The organism is Streptomyces venetus, assembly GCF_039540295.1.
Lineage (GTDB): Bacteria > Actinomycetota > Actinomycetes > Streptomycetales > Streptomycetaceae > Streptomyces > Streptomyces venetus.
Map to the genome: position 1 here is coordinate 716,121 of NZ_BAABET010000004.1, position 20,213 is coordinate 736,333.

At 70.9% G+C, this 20,213-nt stretch carries 11 protein-coding genes; 8 read left to right on the forward strand and 3 right to left on the reverse strand.

Annotation, left to right across the window (positions count from 1 at the left end):
• Positions 1-4: 4 nt before the first annotated feature.
• Together ABEA82_RS16850 and ABEA82_RS16855 are read left to right on the forward strand one after the other, a co-directional pair.
• A complete protein-coding gene (locus tag ABEA82_RS16850; RefSeq protein WP_345662299.1) occupies positions 5-322 on the forward strand; it encodes a hypothetical protein in 318 nt (105 codons plus the stop codon).
• A complete protein-coding gene (locus tag ABEA82_RS16855; RefSeq protein ID WP_345662300.1) occupies positions 313-1,161 on the forward strand; it encodes a S8 family serine peptidase in 849 nt (282 codons plus the stop codon). Before ABEA82_RS16850 ends, ABEA82_RS16855 begins: the two co-directional genes overlap by 10 nt.
• A 26-nt stretch (positions 1,162-1,187) precedes the next feature.
• Here the strand turns inward: ABEA82_RS16855 and ABEA82_RS16860 are convergent, their stop codons facing one another.
• Both ABEA82_RS16860 and ABEA82_RS16865 read right to left on the reverse strand, forming a co-directional pair.
• Positions 1,188-5,339 (reverse strand): hypothetical protein, encoded by a 4,152-nt coding sequence (locus ABEA82_RS16860; protein ID WP_345662301.1) that lies wholly within the window; start codon positions 5,337-5,339, stop codon positions 1,188-1,190.
• Positions 5,336-8,146 (reverse strand): hypothetical protein, encoded by a 2,811-nt coding sequence (locus ABEA82_RS16865; RefSeq protein ID WP_345662302.1) that lies wholly within the window; start codon positions 8,144-8,146, stop codon positions 5,336-5,338. Before ABEA82_RS16865 ends, ABEA82_RS16860 begins: the two co-directional genes overlap by 4 nt.
• 171 nt (positions 8,147-8,317) lie before the next feature.
• Here ABEA82_RS16865 and ABEA82_RS16870 point away from each other — a divergent pair, with 171 nt between their 5' ends.
• The 3 genes from ABEA82_RS16870 (at position 8,318) to ABEA82_RS16880 (ending at position 10,857) form a co-directional block, all read left to right on the forward strand.
• Complete coding sequence (locus tag ABEA82_RS16870) at positions 8,318-9,043, forward strand: AfsR/SARP family transcriptional regulator (protein WP_345662303.1); 726 nt, start codon at positions 8,318-8,320, stop codon at positions 9,041-9,043.
• 10 nt (positions 9,044-9,053) lie between these two features.
• On the forward strand, positions 9,054-9,815 hold the full coding sequence (locus ABEA82_RS16875) for an AfsR/SARP family transcriptional regulator (protein ID WP_345662304.1): 762 nt from the start codon (positions 9,054-9,056) through the stop codon (positions 9,813-9,815).
• An 88-nt stretch (positions 9,816-9,903) separates the two neighbouring features.
• Positions 9,904-10,857 (forward strand): hypothetical protein, encoded by a 954-nt coding sequence (locus ABEA82_RS16880; protein ID WP_345662305.1) that lies wholly within the window; start codon positions 9,904-9,906, stop codon positions 10,855-10,857.
• Here ABEA82_RS16880 and ABEA82_RS16885 read toward each other — a convergent pair.
• On the reverse strand, positions 10,766-16,153 hold the full coding sequence (locus ABEA82_RS16885; RefSeq protein ID WP_345662306.1) for a family 43 glycosylhydrolase: 5,388 nt from the start codon (positions 16,151-16,153) through the stop codon (positions 10,766-10,768). The two genes, ABEA82_RS16880 and ABEA82_RS16885, sit on opposite strands and share 92 nt — an antisense overlap.
• 274 nt (positions 16,154-16,427) lie before the next feature.
• On the opposite strand from ABEA82_RS16885, the gene lpdA reads away from it, so the two are divergent.
• From lpdA to ABEA82_RS16900, 3 genes are all read left to right on the forward strand, one after another.
• A complete protein-coding gene (gene lpdA, locus ABEA82_RS16890) occupies positions 16,428-17,840 on the forward strand; it encodes a dihydrolipoyl dehydrogenase (RefSeq protein ID WP_345662307.1) in 1,413 nt (470 codons plus the stop codon).
• 361 nt (positions 17,841-18,201) lie between these two features.
• Positions 18,202-18,312, forward strand: coding sequence for a keywimysin-related RiPP (locus ABEA82_RS16895; RefSeq protein WP_106434143.1), 111 nt, complete (start codon positions 18,202-18,204; stop codon positions 18,310-18,312).
• Positions 18,313-18,338: 26 nt separating this feature from the next.
• Entirely contained in the window at positions 18,339-20,192 is a 1,854-nt protein-coding gene (locus ABEA82_RS16900) for a lasso peptide isopeptide bond-forming cyclase (RefSeq protein ID WP_345662308.1), read from the forward strand.
• Positions 20,193-20,213: the final 21 nt, after the last annotated feature.

Here is a 20,213-nt window from a genome sequence, read left to right on the forward strand (position 1 = left end):
CGCGGTGACCATTCCCGGATTCACCGCCCAAGCGAGTGTGCGCAGTGCCTACGGCGTCTTCCCCGCCCAGGTCGACTACGCCACCTGCTCGTTCGAGTGCGAACACGAATGCACCAACACGTGCAAGAACGCGTGGAACAAGCCCCAGTGCCGGCAGAAGTGCCGGAACCGTTGCATGAACAACTGCCTCTGCACTCCACAGTGCAGCACGAAGAGGTACTGCGACGACTACGGAACGACCGTGGAGGTCGAGACCTGCGTGGACTGCGAGGGGAACGAGACGACGTCGCAACCGGTGCGGGTCAAGCCCACGTGCGACTGACCGGCGTTTCACGACCGGCTCCGCTGTCCGCCCTCACCGCACGCACCACCGGACACCCCGATGTCGTGGTCGGTGTGGTCGACGGAGCCGTCGACCCCGGCCACCCGGATCTGGCGCTCCAGCCCGTACGGTTCGTCGGCGCCCCGGTCCCCGCACGGGACCCGGGCGCTCCTCCGGGCCATGGGACGCTCGTCGTCTCATCGCTCGCGGCCCGGCCCACCGCCCCCACGCCCGGTGTCTGTCCGGGCTGTTCCTTCGTCGTACGTCCCGTCCCCGGGGTCGATGTCCCGCCCGCCGCCCCCGCCGACCTGGCCGACGCGCTGGCGGATGTCGTCGCCGCCGGTGCCCGGGTGGTCAACCTGAGTCTGGCGCTCGAACGCCTCCCGGTCGCGGACTTCGCGGCCGACCACGGTATCGGCCTGCTGCTCGACGCCGTCGAACTGGCCCGCCGTCACGGGGTTCTCGTCGTCGCCGCGGCGGGCAACGACGGCGGACTCGGCGGCCCTCCGCTCGTCCGCCACCCCTGGGTGATCCCGGTGGTCGCGTGTGACGACGGCGGCCGGCCGCTGACCACGTCGACGCTGGGCCGGGCGATCGGCCGCCACGGTCTGACAGCGCCCGCCCTCCCCCGTGGGCTCTCCGGTACCAGTGCGGCCGCGCCCGTCGTCACCGGGGCCGTGGCGCTGTTGTGGTCCCTCTTCCCGGGCGCCCGCGCCGCGGCGGTACGGGACGCGGTCACCAGGCCCCGGCCCCCGGCGCGCCGTACGTCCGTGGTCCCCCCGCCGCTCGACGCGGCGTACGCGTACGACGTGCTGCGCGACCTGTCGGTACCGAGGTGACCGGGGTAACCCCTCGAAGAGCAGGATCAGATGGGGATCGTGTCGAGGTACGAGATCCGGCGCGTCTCCCGGCCCGGCTCCGGACTGTCGGGGAGGACGTCGTACTCCCGCACCACCACGCGCATCGACCTCGATCCCACGGCCGCCGGAAGCGCGACGTCCCGGGTCCACACCCCGATCGGCCCGGCCCCCGGTTCGCGGTTCATCCGCACAGGCGGCGCGCTGTCGAGGTCCATCCAGCCGGCGTCGTCGGGCAGCAGCGGGCTGCGGAACTGCACGCCCACGGTGAACTCGGACGTCAGGCCGTCCAGTCCGCGTGGCGGCTCCGGTGCGACGACCGACACCTTCACCGGCGAACCCGCCGCCGTCCCGCCGACGACGATCTTCGTGCGCCGGTAGGCGGGGAGCTGGACCCAGCCGGCGTCCACCACGGGCGACGCCCGCAGGTCCTCGGGAGCCGTCAGCGAGTCGGGCTGGAGCCGGACCACCATCAGATGGACGAAGGGCTGGTAGAGGGTGTTGCCCTTGAACCGTACGTCCGCGTACCACAGGTGCCGCTGCTGGTCGTAGTCGACGGGGAAGCCGAGGGCGTGCCCCTGGTCGAGGCGTACGTCGACCGCACGCTCGTCCAGGTGAGCGGGCGTGGGGTACGCCATCGTGGGCGCGTCCCCCTTGTCCCGGATCGGATCACGCCCCCAGGCGGTGGCCCATTTCTGAACCGCCGGGTCGCTCGTCGCGGTCGTGGCGTCGACGACGCGGACGCCGAGGAGTTCGCCCTCCCCGGTGAGATACCAGGGCCGCTTGAGATGGACCCGGACCGTGCCCTCGTTGCGGATGCTGGTGGTGGCGTTGCCCGCGGTGGTCCGCTGCCAGGCGAAGGCGGGCACCACCGAGTGCACCACGGGCGCCGGAGGCCGCACGGTCGACGGGACGTGGAGCGTGACCGACGGCCCGGTGCGGGTGACGGGGGGCACGACGTACGAGACCTCCACCGACGCGCCGTTCGGGATCGCCCCGCCCGCGATCCGGGCGACCTCGCCCTTGTCGTCGTTCACGGTCACATCCGTACCGACGCGGTACGTGTCCCCGGGCCCGGCCGGGGTGCCGGCCTCGGTGAGTGCCGTGACGGCGGCCCGTACGACCGCCGTGCCCGGGACGAAGGCCCGGGCGATCTGCGCCGGTGTGGTGCCGTTGAGCACGACCGTACGACGCTGGGTGAAGTACGGCACGAAGCGAGACGCGCCGACGGGTGTGTAGGTGATGACCCGGTGGCGGGTGTCCCCGGGGTCGTGGCGGCTCCGGAACGGCATGTTCGTCAGCGCGGGGCCGCCGGGGGCGCCCAGGGCGTCGGTCTCCGGGCGGAGCACGGCCGACGCCGCGCCCGTCACCGGTCCGTCGCCGGTCAGGTCGGAGTACTCGGTCCACGACGCCCGGGTGTGCACGGAGAGGGTGGAGGCGCCGTGGACGGCCATCGCGGCCTCGTCGAGGGCGTACGCGGTCTGTGCGGGTTCCCGCAGGACGCGCGGGCCCGCGAAGGCCGGCGGGGTGACCGGGCAGCGGACCGCGTGGACCATCGTCAGCCCGGTCGTCGGGGTGAGCTGTCCGATCCGGCCCGCGAGGACGGCCCGGAGGGCGGCTTCCTGGTCGACGTCGAACAGGGCGGCGATGTCGTCGACCGGCTCGCTGCTCCCGGGGGGCCCGAACTGCTCGGGTGTGGTGCTCGCCGCGGCCGCGAGGAGCTCGTGGACATCGGACTCGGCGCCTTCGCCACGGGTGCTGGTGGCCGGTCCGGCCGCCGCGTCGTCACCGGTGCCGTTCCCGGTGCCCGGACCCTCGCCGGAGTCGCCGCCGGGCTCCTCGGCCGCCCTCACCCGCTCGGTGTACCAACGCCACTGACCCAGCAGGTCCTCGTCGCCCGGCGCCAGCATCGAGCTGAGTACGGCGGGGAAGGAGGCGGCCGGACGCAGCTTCACGCGGATCGTCCGGGTGGCGGCGTCGGCGACGGCCGTGGACTGGGTGCTCCCCATCGGCCCGGGCTCGACGACCAGGCGCATCGGCAGCCGTTGGTGCCAGCCGGAGCCGCCGGCGGGCCAGGGGGTGAGCAGTTCGGGGGTGCCCGGGACGCCGCGCAGGGCCGCTCCCCGGCACAGCGGGTCGGGCAGCCACGGCAGTTCGATCGTGTCGGTGTCCTGGTACGGGCTGCCGCCCGCGCCCGGGTCCGGGGTGCCGGTGATCTGCCCACCGTCGTACCTCGTCAGCAGGGCGTGGACGGCCGGGTCGGGCCGGTGTCCGGCCGCGAGGTCGAGCACCCCGTGCCGTTCCGCCAGTTCCACGGAGGACTTCGGTGCGAGCAGATGACGCTCGCAGGTGGGCCCGGCGACGGGGGCGGCGGGGTCGGCGTTGTCGGTCCGGACGACGAGGTCGACCGGGGATTCGCCCGCGGTGACGGGACGGCGGAGCACCATGACGGGCGCGGGCACCGGCTCGTAGCGGGAGAACCTCAGGGGAACGGTGGCCGGTTCGCCCGCCGTGGGGGCGGCGGTGAAGGGGGTGCTGCGGCCCGCGAGATCGACCAGGCGGGCACGGAAGCGGTAGGTGCGGCCGAAGCGGAGGGCAGGCAGGGTGCCGTCGGGGCAGTCGACGACGGCGGCGAAGGGCAGGGCGGGGTTCGTCTGAGGGCCGGGGTCGGTCACCTGGCCGTCGACGCCGATGGTCCTGCCGCGGGGTTCGGCGACCAGGCTCCAGTTGTTCCAGCGCAGGACGGCCTGGGTGAGGCGCCCCCTGTCGTTGCCGTCCGCGTCGGCGCCATGGGTGAGGGCGTCGGTGACACAGCCCTCGTCCTTGATGGGCAGGGTGCCGTAGCCGTCGACGGTGTACTTCCCTTCGCGGCGGCAGAGGGGGTACCAGCGGTTCGAGCCGGCGTCGTGGACGTCCACCCGGATGCCCTGCTGGACGGTGGAGGCGTCCAGGGTCTTCGCGTCGCCCTCACCGCCGTTCCTGAGGTCCTCGTCGATGCCGGCGACGACGTCGAGGATGTTCTGGAACGTGACCTGGCGGTTCGCCTCGGCGACGAAGATGCCCGCGGAGCGCAGCGCGGGTGGCTCGATCGCGGGTGGGGCTTCGTCGCGGGGCAGGGACCTCAGGGCCTGGGCGTAGTTCTGGAGGGCGAGTGCGCCCGCGTCGAGGTCGACGTCGATCGGGGTGTAGACGCTGCTGTCGTGCAGCGGCAGGAAGAGGGAGCCCGAGGTGCCGTCGGGGCGGGCGAGGGTGAGTTTCCCGTTGCGGGCGAAGCACCGGGTCCGTGGCCGGTAGTTCTGGATGAACTGGAGCTGGTGCGGAAGGGCCTGGATGGTGACCTGCTCGTTCAGGTCCGTGGGCAGTGAGATGGTGAGGCGGCGGACCAGCCCGAGGGGGACCATCAGTGTCGGGTGGTCGGCGAGCGCGGCGAGCAGGGCGTGGAATTCGTACGGACTCGGCGTACCGGGGCCCATGCGGGGGAGCTCGCGGGTCGTGGGCGCCATGGGGCGGTGGAACTCCGCGAGCCGGGCCCAGCCTTCGGCGTCGCGTGCGTCGTCGTCCTCGACGGCTCCGGTACGCAGCAGTTCGCGGCGGAGCGCCTCGATGTCGGGGTCGGAGCAGTCGGGGGCGCCGACGCGCCGGACGAGCCGTTCGGCCGTCGCCCAGTCCGGACCGTGCCGGGGCCCGTCGGCGGAGCCGTAGGGGCCCTCGGCCTGGTCCCGGACGGCTGCATCGAGGGCACCGGCGAGGATGCGGGCGTAGACGTCGGACAGGGCCGCCGCCACCTTGGCGGCGGGATAGGACTCGATGCGGTCCGTCAGCGCGTGCTGGGCGAAGACGAAGGGTTCGACGAGCAGCGAGCCGGGGAAGAGCGCCTGCCAGAGCGCGGGGTCCGGCGGATCGTCGACGAGGGTGGCGACGGGGGTGATGGAGGTGTTGTTCGCCTTCTTGACGATCACCGTCAGGGGCTGGAAGCCGAGGGAGGGGAAGGCGGCGATCTGGGTGTAGCGCGAGAGGGAGAGGACGGCGGTGCCGGGTGGACTGCCCTCGTCGTTCGAGAGCCGGATGCTGAGGACGAGGGACAGCTGGGTGGTCCCGGCGGGGGTCTGGGGGGCCGCCGGGTCGGGCAGCAGGGTCCACACCAGGGTCTGCTTGATCATGACGCGTCCTCCAGGGCGGCGAAGGCGGCGCACCTCCTGCTCCACGCGTTCTGGGTGGGGAAGGCATCGCTGTACGAGGGGTCTCCCCCGCCGCCGAACCGGCGCTCCATCGGCAGGCTGACGGACTGGGAGAAGAAGGCGACGCGTACGCGGACGGTCACCACGGCACGGCCGACGATCTCCTTGCGTTTCCGGCCTCCCGGATTCGCCGGGTCCTTGGGGACGTCGATCGTCTCGAGGGAGAGGTAGAACTCGACGGAGACGCTGATGATGCCGAGGACGTCGAGGGCGCCGACGGCCCGCAGGAAGCCCTTCAGCCGGCTCGCGCCGTTGTCCAGCTTGAGATACACCCCGGCGGTGATGGAGACCGAGCCGCTGGCGACGCCCAGGTCGAGGGCGGCGGCCGCGCCGAACTCCAGTTGGGCCTCCAGGACGGTGACCTTGCCGGATTCGACGGTGACGGAGAAGGATCCGCCGCCGCCGAGGAGGGAGACGGTGACGAGGAAGGGGTGGTCACGGGAGGAGATGGCGAAGGTGGTGCGGACGGGCGTGCCGTCGAACGGAAGCCGAACCCTGATGGACAGGACCAGGTTCTGGAGCAGGAACACCCCGGCGCCCACGGTCGGTACGGCGAGTCCGTAGCCGACCTCGACTCCCTTGGGGTCCACGTCGACGCGGGGCCCGCCTGCGGGCGTCGGCAGGTACTCGCGGAGCTTGTCGAGGAAGCGGAGGTCTCCGTCGAAGCCGACGTCGCCGATCTTGACGTCGAGATCGGGGCTGGTGCCCGGTTTGCCGGTGAAGGCCATGCGCCGGAACTCGATGGAGAGGATGTTCGCGAAGGTGAGCCTGAAGTCCCGGAGTTCGCCGCGGACCTCGGCGGCGGGCGGGGAGCCGTCGAACCGGGCGAGACTGGTGGACCTGATGTCGAGGCTGTCGGGCCGGGTGGTCGTCAGCGGCGCGAAGGTGGTGACCTTGATCCTGGGACGCCAGGTCATCTCGGTTCGGACGGCGGTGGGCGGCTTGGTGGCCCCCTGCGCGTGTTCGACGGTGGTGACGATCTTCGGAGTGCTGGTGCCGTCGCCCGCGCCGACGGGGCCGGGTTCGACGAGCTGCGTCAGGTCGATCACCCCGAGCAGCCGGGTGGGCAGATCGCCGGCGCCCGCGGGCGGTTTGAAGTACGCGCCCGGGTCGAACTGTCCGGCGGCGACGGTGTCCAGCTTCCCGCCGACGAGACCGGTGGTGGCGGAGAGCCCGCTCACCTTCAGACCGAGGGCGGCGACGGCACCGGAGGCGGCGGGCGGTGGTGCGAAGTCGGGGGCATTCGGCAGGCCCGCGTAGACCTGGCGGGCGGCGGCCAGGCCGCCGGTCACGTACTTGTCGTACAGCTTGAGCTGGTGGACGGTGCCGGTGACGGCGGCCGGCGCGGCGGTGCTGACCCCGGTACCGGCGGGCGGGGACGCGAGGGCGTCCAGGGCCGGGATCCGGGCGCCGACGGAGAGCAGCCGGGGGTGTGCGGCCAGCCGTCCGGCGGCCATGAGCTGGGCGGAGGTGGCCTGCGACGGTTCGGCTCCGACCCGCAGTTCGGCGATGTCGACCGTGGATTTCTCGTCGGTCGTGTTGCCGTCGGGGGCGAGTTCGAGACGGCCGGTGGCGGGCAGCGGGAGGTTCTTGGTGATGTTCTCGTACGTAACGAGGGGGCCGCTCAGACCGCCGTAGGCGAAGTCGCCCCGGATGAAGACCAGGGGGGCGGTGAAGTGGACGCGGTGGCCGAGGCGGTCGTCGGCGCTGAGGGTGAAGGGCAGCGCCGTGGCGGGCGCGTCGGCGCGGTGCACCCAGTAGCCGACGCGTTCGAGCGGGGTCCCGACGGAGATCTCGGTGTCGACCGGCTGGTCGACCCGGATCCGGACGAAGGGGAAGGCCCGGCCGCCGTTGGGGAGGCCGGCGACGCCTTCGTAGGTGATCTCGGGCTTCAGGACGGTGAGCCGGATCGACTGCACGAGCCCGTAGTCGAGCCGTCGCTCGGTGCGGGTGGTGACCTGGACGGGAAATCCGAACGGCAGCAGGAAGCCCCGTTCGTCGACCTGGACGACGATGTCACGGCCGCCTGCCGAACGGTGGCGGTAACCGGTGATGCCGAGGGCCGGGAGGTCCTTCCAGTCCCCGGCGAGGTCCGCGTTGGCGCCGAGCGCGGACAGCACGAGTCTGTTGGCGGTCACCGGCCGGGTGCCGGTGGCGTTGTGGATCTGCTGCCGGTGGGGTGCGGAGAGCGAGCTGGTGAAGGGTTGCCCGCCTCGGGGGGACGCGACCCCCACGAGGCCCACCGGGCCGTCCTCCCACAGGGGCGCGGACGCGGGGGCGATCCGGGTGTGCCAGATGGCGGTGGCCCCGGAGCTGCCCGTGACGGGGGCGGTCACGTGGCGCCACACCGAATCGGCGGAGGCGGGCCCGAAGAAGAGGCCCCAGACGCATTCGAGGACGGTGCCCGCCTGGGCGGCCTGGAGCGCGGCCCAGGACAGCAGCCCGTCCGCGGTGAACGGCACGGACGTCCCCGGGGGTACGCGCAGGGCCACGGTGCTCTCGCCGGAGTACCGCACCCGTTTGGTGGAGGTGGACGCCACCGCCAGGGATGTGGCCTCCTCCAGGGCGGACTGCGGGGGGAAGTGGGCGGTGATCGTTCCCGCGGTGCCGGGCGTGGTGGGGCCGAGGACGACGGCGCCCGCCGTGCCCGAGCGAGAGATGTTGGAGAAGGTGAAGTCCAGGACGAGCATGTCCTCGCGGCGGAGGAGGGTGACGGTGGTCCCGTCCATGGGCGTCCCCGAGACCGCGGCGCACATCGGCACCAGCTCCCGTAGCTGTGGAACCCCAATCGGGCAGTTCATCCCTTTTTGTTAGTATTTCATCGCCATCAAGGGCCTGCCAGTAGACAATTGACCGGGCGGTATGTGCCCCGTCAACCAACGATCTCGTCGGGGGCGGCAATGAACCCCTCTCCCCCACCTCCACACCACGCCGGCCTGCAACTCCTCGGCCGGTTCCGGCTGGAGTGCCACGGCGAGCCCGTACCCCTGTGCGGCGACGCCCAGCGCCTTCTGGCCTTCGTCGGGCTCCGTCGGCGGGTCCGCCGCTGTGTGGTCGCGCGGACCCTGTGGCCGGACGCGACCGGGACCCACGCCCGCGGGAGCCTTCGGACAGCGCTGTGGCGTCTCGGCGGCGACGGCCATCCACTCGAACTCGTCCACTGCGCCAAGGAGTCGCTCGCCCTCGGGGAGGGCGTCGGAGTGGACGCCGGCGCCCTCGCCCGGACCGCACTCGACATCGTCCGGGGCCGTGGTTCGCTCTCCGCCGACCCCCTGCTGACAGGGCTTCTCGACCGGGGCGATCTGCTGCCCGACTGGGACGACGACTGGGTCGTCCTGGAACGGGAATGGCTGCGCCGACTACGCCTGCAAGCACTCGACACCCTGTCGGAGCGGCTTGCCCGGCACGACATGCCCGCCCTGGCGTTGGAGGCCGCGCTGGCGAGCATCCGCATCGAACCGCTCCGCGAGGACCCGCATCGGGCGGTGGTCTCGGCGCATCTCGCCGAGGGAAACATGATCGAGGCGCTCAGACACTACGAGGCGTTCCGGCGCCTGCTGCGCACGGAACTCGGGGCTGAGCCGTCCCCCTGGTTCACGCGGACGATCCCTCCCGCACTGCTCTGACGAGGAGACGATGGAACGCTCGGAAGCTTGCCCCGCTCCCCGCCTCCGGCTGCTCGGCCGGTTCGGATTGGTGTACGGCGGCGAAGCGGTGGAGCTGTGCGGGAACGCGCGACGTCTGCTGGCCCTCGTGGGACTGCGCTCGAGCGTCAGCCGGACATTCCTCGCGGGGACGCTGTGGCCGGAGGCGACCGAGGAGCACGCACGGGGCAGCCTGCGCAGCACCCTGTGCAAGCTGCCGCATGGTGACCGGGCGTTGGTGACGTGCGACCGGAACGCGATCTCGATCGCCGACTCCGTGGCGGTCGACGCCCGTGAGCTCGCCGAGACCGCGCTGCGCCTGGTGGGTCCGTCCGGGGCGCCGGGCGCAGAGCCGGTGCCGACGGTTCTGTTCGGTGAGGGGGAACTCCTGTCGGGCTGGGACGACGACTGGGCGTTGTTCGAACGGGAACGGCTGCGGCAGTTGCGCCTGCACGCACTCGAGGCGTTGGCCTACCGCCTGGCCGGGGAGGGGCGGCCCGCGCTCGCCCTGGAGACCGCGCTGACGAGCGTACGAGGCGCACCACTGCGGGAGAGCGCGCACCGGGCCGTGGTCGCCGCGCATCTCGCCCGGGGCGATGTGGGCGAGGCGGTGCGGCACTACCGAGCCTTTCGCCGGGTGCTGCGCGAGGAGCTGGGAATCGCGCCCTCACCGCACTTCACCCGGATGCTGGCGCAGGGGGACGGACTGCGCAGTGATGACGCTGGGGTGACGCACGGCCCCTACCGTGCGTGAGTGGGACGGGATCGCCCACTCTTGCGGCCGGGCGGGTCGCCCCGCGTCGCATCGTCCGTGTCATGTCCTGAGAGCAGGTGAACCTCCCATGACCGCCACCTACGTCGATGTCTCCGCCCCGTTCCGCATCATCGGACCGGACATGCCGGGTGAGCCCGCGGACGAGCGCGAGAAGTTCGCGCGCATCACCACGGATTACCCCGACGAGAAGGCCGAAGCCCTCCGTTGGGCGTTTCTGCAGAGCAGGCTCCGCATGGCGCGCACCGACCCGTACATGGATCTCGAAGACCGCGACCGCATGGCGTCCGCCCTGGCCGAGCGGTTCGAGCAGGACTTCGGCGTCACGGAAGAGCCGGTGCCGACGCGTCTCGGCTACGGCTTCCTCTACTACCCGACGTTCAAACGGGACTTCGCGACAGGCACCGCGGTGGGCTGGGACATCATCTGCCCCGACACCCCGGGAGGCAACGTCAACAACTTCCTGTACGTGACGGCCACGAACCGCGCGGTCCGGGGGCCGGAAGCGTTCGTCGCCTACTTCGCGCAGAACGCGCCGAGCTTCTGTGTGTGGGACTGGGCACAGCCCGCTCCCGACCAACTGCGGCTGGACGTGCCCTGGTCGTCCATGGTCGAGTACCGCCGGACGGTCAATGCGCACGGACTGTCGCGACAGGTCATCGGTGTCACGAACACCACCGTCGAGCTGTCCCCCGGGACCTGGAGCAACATCGTCTACCTCTGGAACGCCGTCCAGAACCGCCATGACCTCGTCTACCGGTTCGACTACGCGGCGACGCTGGCCCAGCAGACAGCGATGAGCACCTTCGGTAACTGGGGGCCCATCGTGGAGAACTTCCAGCCCGCCTACTCGGGCACCAAACCGCTGGGATCCCTCGGCACCTCCATCTGCACGCGGGACTTCGGCGGCAACTGGGGTCCCTGGGGGTTGCTCACGCCCAACCAGAGCTTCGTCCACGACGGCCACGTCGGTTTCCGCGCCGAATTCCTGGACCCCAACTACAACTTCGCGGTCCGGAGCTGATCCCGCGATCGACGGACTCCCCGACGCCGGACAAGCGTCGAGGAGCGAAGTCGCGTGCTGCTCTCGATGCCGGACCCTGACGCCGGTGGTTTCCGATGGTGACGATGCCCTTGGTTCTGGCGCCGGTCCCGTTGTCGTAGACGACGTCGCCGGTGGACTTCTTCCAGATCCTGATGCGGAAGGTGTCCGGGCCGTCGGTGGCGGTGACTCTGAAGGCGTAGCCGCCCTTGCCGCCGATCGTGCCGGTGCCCTGGTACACGGCCTGGGAGCCGTTCACCACGAGCCAGTCGGAGCCGGTCGAGCGGAAGGTGAGCCGGGCGGGGCCGAAGACGAACCTGGCCTCGCCGGTGGGGACGGCGGCTCCCTTCCGGTACTGGGCCCCCAGGGTGAACGCCGCCTTGCCGGTCAGCCCCGGCCCGGCCGGGTAGGCACCCGCCGGCGAGGTGATCGTGCCGGCGCCGGCAGCGGACCCGGCGGCACGGTCGTAGACGATCAGCTCCGCGAGCGTGGCGCTGTCCGTGCCCCCGTCGTCGTCGGTGACCGTGACGACCGGGCGGTGGATGCCCGCGTCGTCGTAGACGTGGGTGGCGCGGCATCCCGATTCGGTGACCGTGCCGGGCGTCGGCCGGCTGCCGTCCTTCCAGTCGACCCGGCAGGTGTGGTGGTCTGCCGTGCCGGGGTCGTCGAAGGACGCGGTGACGACGGCGGCCCTGCCCACCGGGAGGGGTGAGCCGGGGCCCTTGGCGGAGGTGATCGTCGGGGCGGTGTTGGAGACGTTGACCGTCGCGGTGTCGGTGCCGCGTCCGCCGGTCAGGGTGACCTCGAAGGTGCCGTCGTCGGTGCAGGTGAGGGTCGTGCGGGCCGCCGCTGGGTCCTTGACGGCGCACGGGGCGCCGTCCCGCACGGTCCACTGGGGAGTACCGGCGCCGGAGACGGTGCCGGCGAGTTGGATCGCCTCGCCCTCGGCACCAATAGCGTCCGGGCCCGCGTGGACGACGGTGACCGGGTCGATGCCGCCGAGGGTCGGGACGACCTTCTTGATCAGGCCGTCGGAGTCGAACTCCAGCTGGTCGACGGTGGTTTCGCGGTGGGTGCCGTCACCGCCGGGGATGGCGAAGCGGTGGTAGGCGATGTACCAGTCGTCGGTGTTCGGGACGTGGACGACGGAGTGGTGGCCCGGGCCCTTGATGCCCAGCGAGAGGTCCTTCTCCAGGATGACGCCCTGCTTGGTCCAGGGGCCGGTGGGCGAGGGGCCGGTCGCGTAGGCGACGCGGTAGTTCTCGTCCCGGGTGTCGTTCTCCGACCACATGAAGTAGTAGGTGCCCTTGCGCTTGATGACGAAGGTGCCCTCGTTGTAGCCGCTCGGGGTGATGTCCGTGACCTTGGAGGTGTCGACGGAGGTCATGTCGTCGCCGAGGGGGACGACGTAGGCGCGGCCGTTGCCCCAGTAGAGGTACCGCTTGCCGTCGTCGTCGGTGAAGACCGCCGGGTCGATCATCTGGCCTCGGAAGTCACCGGCCTTCAGCAGCGGCTTGCCCAGGGCGTCCTTGAACGGTCCGGTGGGCGAGTCGGACACCGCGACGCCGATGTTCGCGTCGGCGCAGAAGTAGAAGTAGTACTTCCCGTCCTTCTCCGTCGTTGTCGGCGCCCAGGCCCGGCTGTCGGCCCAGCTGACGTCCGGCCCGAGGTCGAGGATGACGCCGTGGTCCTTCCAGTGGACCAGGTCCGTGGAGGAGTAGGCCTTGAACTGCGTGCCGCTCCAGCCCTCGAAGCCGTCGGTCGTCGGATAGATGTAGAAGGTGTCGCCGAAGCGCACGATGTCGGGGTCGGCGTTCAGACCCGGCAGGACCGGGGTCCTCGTGATCAGTGCCGAGACCTTCCAGGTGCGCTTCTTGCCGTCCGACCCGGTGACCTCGTAGGTCACGGGCTTGGTGAAGTCGCGCATGCTGCCGGAGGCGGGGCTGATGGTCGCGCCCTCGGCGAGCGTGAACTCCGGTGCCAGCGCGGTGAGATCGGTGCCCGCCTTCATCGGCAGGGTGATCGTGCCGTCGGCGTTGTCGACGATCGCGTCGACCTTGAGCGCCGGGTGCGTCACCCTGGCGATGCCCGCCGTGTTGCCGCTGAGGCGCATGACCTCGGTGCCGGTGAGGGCACGGTCGTAGATGCGGAAGTCGTCGACCTCGCCGCCGAAGTACGGGTCGGCCGCGTAGAGGGACCGGCCGATGTAGCCGCTGTAGTCCTTGGCCGCGTCGTACAGCTCGGACGGCTTGATGGTGGTCGTGGTGCGGGCCGCCTCGATGCCGTCGGCGTAGAGGACCATCGTGCCGGTGGCGCCGTCCAGCGTCACCGTGACGTGCCGCCACTGGCCGGGGGTGAGCTGCGAGCCGGCCGTGAGCTTGGACTCCGCCGACCAACTGGCCTTGGTGATGGCCGAGTAGAGGCTGGAGCCGCCGTTGGACGGAGTGGCGAACAGGTACGTGTCGCTGTCGGGACCGAGCCCGAACAGCCACTGGAAGCTGCTGCCGCCCTTCCACTTGGCGTACGTCGACACCGTCACACTGTCGGCGTCCTTCAGCACCCCGTTCGGGATCTTCACGTACGGCGAGGTCGACGATGCGCCGGACATCTTGAACGAGCCGCCCTCGACACCGGTGCCGAAGTCGGGTGTGCGAACGTAGGTGCCGTGGTGGCCGTGCCCGCTGGAGTCACGGGCGATGCTGCCGTTCGTCTCGTCGAAGTCGTAGTGCAGGAGCAGGTCGGCGGGAACGTCCGGTCCCTCCTCGGACACGGTGACCTCGGCGCGGACCGGGATCGCGGCGCCGCCCGGCAGGCTGCCGGTCATGGTGAAGGTGCCGGCCTGGGCGTACTTCGACGCCGGCACGTCCTCCCAGGTGACCGCGACGGGACGCTTGACGCCGTCGGCGTACTCGGCGATCACCGTGGCCGGCAGCACCGGGGCGTCACCGACCCGGGTCGTCACCGACACCTCCTCGACGCTCTTCACGATCTGGTCCGGCTGGTACGCGCTCAGCAGCCGGTCGTACTCGGCCTGGGTGACCGGGAGCACGGTGCCGTGCCGCGGCTTGGCGGGCAGGTCGTAGCCGGTGGAGGGGGTCCAGGTGCCCGAATCGAGGTCGGTCGTCTCGAACGGGATGTAGCCGCGCCCGCCGAACTCGTCGAGGAACGCATACCACTTCTCCTCGGTGTTGGACTTGAACACCAGCGGTCCCTCGGCGGCGTTCATCGCGCCCTTGCCGATGCCCTCGGCGACGGGGGTCCAGGACGGGTTCAGGATGGAGTCGCTCTTCTCCTCGAAGATGAACTTGCTGTTGGGGGTGGAGGAGCTGTTGTTCCGCTCGTCCTTGGACAGGCGGTAGTAGGTGCCGTCGTGGCGGACCATCGTGGAGTCGATGACCGAGTAGCCGCGGTCGATCCAGACCTTGGGCTCACTGAAGGTGTAGAAGTCGCGGGTGGTGGCGTACATCATGCGGTTGTACGTGTCGCCGGAGTGGTCGGCGTTGTCGTACAGTTTCGACGCCCAGAAGACGACGTACTCGCCACGCTCGGCGTCGTAGAACGCCTCCGGCGCCCAGGTGTTGCCGGCGCTGTCGGGTGAGACCCTGACCAGGCGCTGGTTCGTCCAGTGCACCAGGTCGGTGGACTCCCAGATCATGATGGACTTGCTGCCGGTGCGCTGGGAGGCGTCCCAGTCGCCGTTGCCGTAGATCCTGAGGTCGGTGGCGATCTGGTAGAACTTGTCGCCCTCCGGGGAGCGGATGATGAAGGGGTCGCGCAGTCCCTTCTCGCCGAGCGTGGAGGTGAGGACCGGCTTGCCGTCGTTCAACTCCCGCCAGCGCAGGGGGTCGTTGCCCTTGCTGAGGGCGGCGTAGAGCTGTTCGCCGTCCGAGGTGCCCTCGCCGGTGAAGTAGCTGAACATGTAGCCCTTGAGGGGCGCTGCGGCGGGGAGTTCGGGGACCTTGGCCGTCAGGACGCGGGTCGCCTTCGCCTCGCCCTTGGTGACGGTGGCGGTCAGCTCGACGGTGGTGGCGCCGTCGCCGTGGGCGGGGCGGTGTACCTCGCCGTCGGCGGAGACGACGTCCGGCTTCGCGGAGGACCAGGTGACGGCCGTTGCGTACGTGCCGCTCTTGGGCAGGGTGAGGTTGCCGCGCACGTCGTCGAGGTTGTGGACCGTGAGCGCCTCGGCGGCCTCCCGGGTGGCGGCGACGTCGTCGAGTGCGGGCCGGACCGTGACGTCGAAGGTCTTGGTGCCGGTCACGGTGCCCTTCTTCAGGGTCGCCGTGAGCGTGGCGCGGCCGTCCGGCGAGCCGGCCTCGGGGCGGGTCACCTTGCCGGTGTCGGACACCACGGACGGGTTGTCGCTCTTCCAGCTGATGGCGGAGCCGCCCGCCGGGCCGGTCTTCGGCAGGTCCAGATCGGTGGTGACGCCGCCGGTGTCACCGAGGCTGAGGGCCTCCTTGTCGTCGGCGACGCCCTGTGTGGCGACGGGGAGGGAGAGCTGCTCGACCTCCGAGCCGTCCAGGGCCCGGTCGTACACGCGGAAGTCGCGGATCCGGCCCTTGAAGAGCTTGTCGCCGTCATAGACGGACTTGCCGATGTAGTTGGCCTTGGTGATGCCGGAGCCGATGGCGCCGGGCGTGGTGGTGACCGAGGTGTTGCGGCCGACCTCGACGCCGTCCTCGTAGAGCACGCCCGTGGAGCCGCTCTGGGCGTAGGTGATGTGCTTCCACACCCCTCGGGTCAGGTTGTGCGAGTCGGACGGCTTGGTGGTCTGCTCGGTCGACCAGTTGCCCGTCGCGACGGAGGTGCGGAACGAGTTGCCGGTGGTGAACAGGTAGCCGTTGCCGCTGCCCGCGCTGGTGTTGCCGAAGCCGTAGAGGAAGTAGGGGGTGCTCTGGGCGGAGTCGATCAGCACGTCCAGGGAGACGGTGATCGCGTCCATGCCCTTCATGACGTCGTCCGGCACCTTGATGTAGGTGTCCGAGCCGTTGAAGGCCAGCCCCTGACCGGCTGCCGACCAGTCGGCGGTGCCGTTGACCGTGCCGTTCCGGCCGCTGCCGGAGGCGTCGGCCACGGTGCCGCCGGAGCCCGCGTCGAGCTTGTACCACAGGGCCAGGCCGTCGGTGATGTCGGCGGCTTCGGCCGCCGGTGCCGCCGGGGCCGCCTGCGCGGAGGCGGTGGGTCCGGCGAGGGTGAGCAGCATCGACGCGGCGGTCAGTCCGGCGAGAGGGCCCGCCCAACGTCTCGCGCGGCTGCGAAGTCGTGCGACGTGCGTCATGTCGAGATTCCCTGCTGAGGCATGGCTGATGACGGACAGGACGGAAGGAGAACGAGGAGCCGACGAGGCGACGGCAAGTCCTTGCCGTGGGCCTGCCGTTACACGCAGGTGAACTGTGTGGCGAGAGTTTCAGCCGCTGCCCGGGGCAGCGTCAAGAGGTTCCGAACAATGTCCGACAGGTCGAACGGACCTGCGGCAAGATCCCCCGCCGGGTCGGCGAGTAATGTCTGACTTGACGTGCCCGTTGCAGTTGTACCTATGGGAGGAACGACCCGTGGTCGAGCAGGACGAGCGATTCGATGTTGTCGTACTCGGCTCTGGCCCTGGTGGCTATGTCGCCGCTGTCCGCGCCGCCCAGCTGGGCCAACGCGTCGCGGTCGTCGAGGAGAAGTACTGGGGTGGCGTCTGCCTGAACGTCGGCTGCATTCCCACCAAGGCCCTGCTGCGCAACGCCGAACTCGCCCACATCTTCACGCATGAGGCGAAGACCTTCGGCATCAAGGTCGACGGCGAGGTCTCCTTCGACTACGGCGAGGCGTTCCGCCGCAGCCGCAAGGTCGCGGACGGCCGCGTCAAGGGCGTCCACTACCTGATGAAGAAGAACAAGATCACCGAGTACGACGGCCGCGGCACCTTCCTCGACCCGCACACCCTCCAGGTGGCCGGCTACGACGGCGAGACCCGCACCATCGGTTTCGACCACTGCATCATCGCCACCGGCGCGACACCGAAACTGCTGCCCGGTACCAAGCGCACCTCCCGCGTGGTGACGTACGAGGAGCAGATCCTCGCCGAGGACCTCCCGCGGTCGGTCGTCATCGCGGGCGCCGGTGCGATCGGTATCGAATTCGCCTACGTCCTGCACAACTACGGCGTGAAGGTCACGATCGTCGAGTTCCTGGACCGCGTCGCCCCGCTGGAGGACGCCGAGGTCTCCGCCGAACTCGCCCGCCAGTACCGCAAGCTCGGCATCGACGTGCTCACCTCCACCCGCGTCGACGCCATCGACGAGTCCGGCCCGCAGGTCCGCGTCACCGTCACGGGCAAGGACGGCGCCCAGCAGATCCTGGAGGCCGACAAGGTCCTCCAGGCGATCGGCTTCGCCCCGAACGTCACCGGCTACGGCCTGGAGAACACGGGCGTGCGGGTCACCGAGCGCGGGGCGATCGACGTCGACGGCCGCTGCCGCACCTCCGTCCCGCACATCTACGCCATCGGCGACGTCACCGCGAAGCTGATGCTCGCGCACGCCGCGGAGGCCATGGGCGTGATCGCCGCCGAGACCCTCGCCGACGCGGAGACCATGGAGCTGGACTACGCGATGATCCCGCGCGCCACCTACTGCCAGCCGCAGATCGCCAGTTTCGGCTACACCGAGGCCCAGGCCCGCGACCTCGGCTACGACGTCAAGGTCGCCAAGTTCCCCTTCACCGCCAACGGCAAGTCCCACGGCCTCGGCGACACCACCGGCTTCGTCAAGCTCATCTCGGACGCCAGGTACGGCGAGCTGATCGGTGGTCATCTGATCGGGCCGGATGTGACCGAGCTGCTGCCGGAGCTGACCCTGGCCCAGCAGTGGGACCTCACCGTCCACGAGGTCGCGCGCAACGTCCACGCCCACCCCACCCTGGGCGAGGCCGTGAAGGAGGCCGTGCACGGCCTCGCCGGCCACATGATCAACATGTGATCCGGCCACGGCGAGGGAGCACGCGAGAGTGATGAGTGCGCCCGGCGTCGCCCGCTCGCTGCCGGCGGCAGTCGCGTCCGGAAGGCGTGGCGGTCAGCTGTCGGGCGGCACGTCGAAACGTTTCTTGAGCAGGCGCATACCCGGGCCGCGCACCGGTGCGGCACCGGAAGCCGCCGGGGGCGCGCAGGGCGCACGGCCCCGGCGAATCGGATTCAGCACATGATCTGACCTTCGCTAACCCCCTTGCCTCAACCTCACTGTCCGCAGCTAGCTATGTGCTGCGGCCGCTTTCCGGCCCGGGCTCCCTACGAGCCCGGACCGTCAAGGGGAGCGGTCGGAACCCCGCATGTGAGGAGTAGTCATGAAGAAGGCCTACGAGGCACCGACGCTCGTCCGGCTCGGCACCTTCCGGAAGGAGACCGGGCTCCTCGGGCGCCACGGCAACGACCGGCTGATCCTGAGCAAGAACTGACGCCCGACGGTCCTTGACCCGACGTCATGACTGAACTGCACGAAAGTGCGGGGACGGGCCCCGGCGACGCGCACTTCGCGGTCTTCACCGACCGTGCGGACGCGGCCGCCGTGGCCCGCTCCTTCGCCCGCCCCGGAAGCCGTACCCTCGCGCATCCGTCGGGCCGCCCCTGGCTGGTCGGCCACTGGCACGACGACGAGGTCCTCGTGGCGCACGCCGGCGGTGCCTCCGTCGCCCTGGTCGGCTGCTGCCCGGTCGACGCCGGCGAACTGCTGCGCCGGACCGCACGACTGCGTGATCTCACCGAACTCGGCACACTGGCCCGCTCCCTGCCCGGCAGCTTCCATCTCGTCGGCGCCCTCGACGGACGCGTCAGGGTGCAGGGCACCGCCTCCGGACTGCGCCTCGTCTTCCACGCGGAGATCGACGGCGTACGGGTGGCCGCGAGCCGGGCCGACACACTCGCCACCGTCCTGAACCTCGAACCGGACGTGGCGGAACTGGCCGTGCGGCTGCTGTGGCCGGCCCCGTATCCGCTGTTCGAGACGTCGATGTGGCGCGACATCACCGCCGTCGCTCCGCACGACGCGATGCTCGTAGCGGCGGACGGGCGGACCGTACGGCACACCCGGTGGTGGACGCCGCCGGAGCCGGACCGGCCGCTCGCCGAAGCGGCGCCGCTCATCCGGGAGGCACTGGAGGAGGCCGTCGGCGCGCGCACCCGTCAGGGCGGGGTCGTGAGCTGCGACCTGTCCGGCGGCCTGGACTCGACCTCCGTCTGTTTCCTGGCCGACCGTTCCGCCGCCCACGTCGTGGCCAGTACCTGGCCGGGACGCGATCCGGCGGACACCGACCTGCACTGGGCCGAACGAGCGATCGGGCACCTCCCGGACGTCGAGCACGTCGTCTGGGACCCCGACGCCTCGCCGCTGGTCTACGAGGACCTGCTCGGCATCGACGACCTTCTCGACGAACCCACCATCGGCGTCATGGACCGCTCAAGGGTGCTGCACCACCTGCCCGGCCTCGCCGCACGCGGCAGCCGGTTGCACCTGACCGGCATCGGCGGCGATCACGTGGCGTGGTGCTCCGAGGCGTACTACCACCGGCTGCTGCGTACCCGTCCGCTGTTCGCGCTGCGTCAGATGCGAGGGTTCCGGGCGTTGTGGCAGTGGCCGCTCGGCGGCACGGTGCGCGCTCTCGCCGACTCCCGTCCGTACGGGAAGTGGCTTGCCGACACCGCCCGCCGACTGCGTGATCCTTCCCCCACGACCGTCGCGACGGGTCTCGGCTGGGGCATGGCCCCGCGCCTGTTCGACTGGATGACCCCGGAGGCGGAACGGCTGGCCCGCCGGGCGCTGCTCGGTGCCGCGGCGACGGCCTCGCCGCTCCACCCGGACCGTGGGATGCACTCGGACCTGGAGCAGATCCGCTCCTGTACCCGCATCATCCGGCAGTGGGACCGGATGGCGGCCCGGACCGGTCTGCCGATGGCCTCTCCCTTCCTCGACGACCGCGTCATCGAGGCGTGCCTCGCCGTACGTCCCAGCGAACGCGTCTCGCCCTGGCGCTACAAGCCCGTCCTGAGCACGGCCATGGGCGGGATCGTGCCCGAGGAATGCCTGCGGCGGAGCAACAAGGCCACGGCCTCCATGGACGCCGCCAACGGACTGCGCGAACACCGCGCCGACCTGGTGGCCCTGTGGGAGGGGTCCCGGCTGGCGGAGCTGGGCCTGGTGGACGCCGCCGAACTCCGCCGCCTGGCCGTGCGCCCCGCATCCCGTGGGCTCTCCGACGCCATCCTCTACTCCACGATCGCCGCCGAGGTGTGGCTGCGGGGACTCACCCGTGGCCGTACCCCTGCCGTCCCGCGACCCTGACCGCCGTCCGCCGGACTCCAC

Excerpts from the sequence above, each read along its gene's own strand:
- ABEA82_RS16860 (WP_345662301.1), bottom strand. The coding sequence starts at position 5,339 with ATGATCAAGCAGACCCTGGTGTGGACCCTGCTGCCCGACCCGGCGGCC.
- ABEA82_RS16865 (WP_345662302.1), bottom strand. The coding sequence starts at position 8,146 with ATGGACGGGACCACCGTCACCCTCCTCCGCCGCGAGGACATGCTCGTC.
- ABEA82_RS16870 (WP_345662303.1), top strand. The coding sequence starts at position 8,318 with ATGAACCCCTCTCCCCCACCTCCACACCACGCCGGCCTGCAACTCCTC.
- ABEA82_RS16875 (WP_345662304.1), top strand. The coding sequence starts at position 9,054 with ATGGAACGCTCGGAAGCTTGCCCCGCTCCCCGCCTCCGGCTGCTCGGC.
- ABEA82_RS16880 (WP_345662305.1), top strand. The coding sequence starts at position 9,904 with ATGACCGCCACCTACGTCGATGTCTCCGCCCCGTTCCGCATCATCGGA.
- ABEA82_RS16885 (WP_345662306.1), bottom strand. The coding sequence starts at position 16,153 with ATGACGCACGTCGCACGACTTCGCAGCCGCGCGAGACGTTGGGCGGGC.
- ABEA82_RS16895 (WP_106434143.1), top strand. The coding sequence starts at position 18,202 with ATGAAGAAGGCCTACGAGGCACCGACGCTCGTCCGGCTCGGCACCTTC.
- ABEA82_RS16900 (WP_345662308.1), top strand. The coding sequence starts at position 18,339 with ATGACTGAACTGCACGAAAGTGCGGGGACGGGCCCCGGCGACGCGCAC.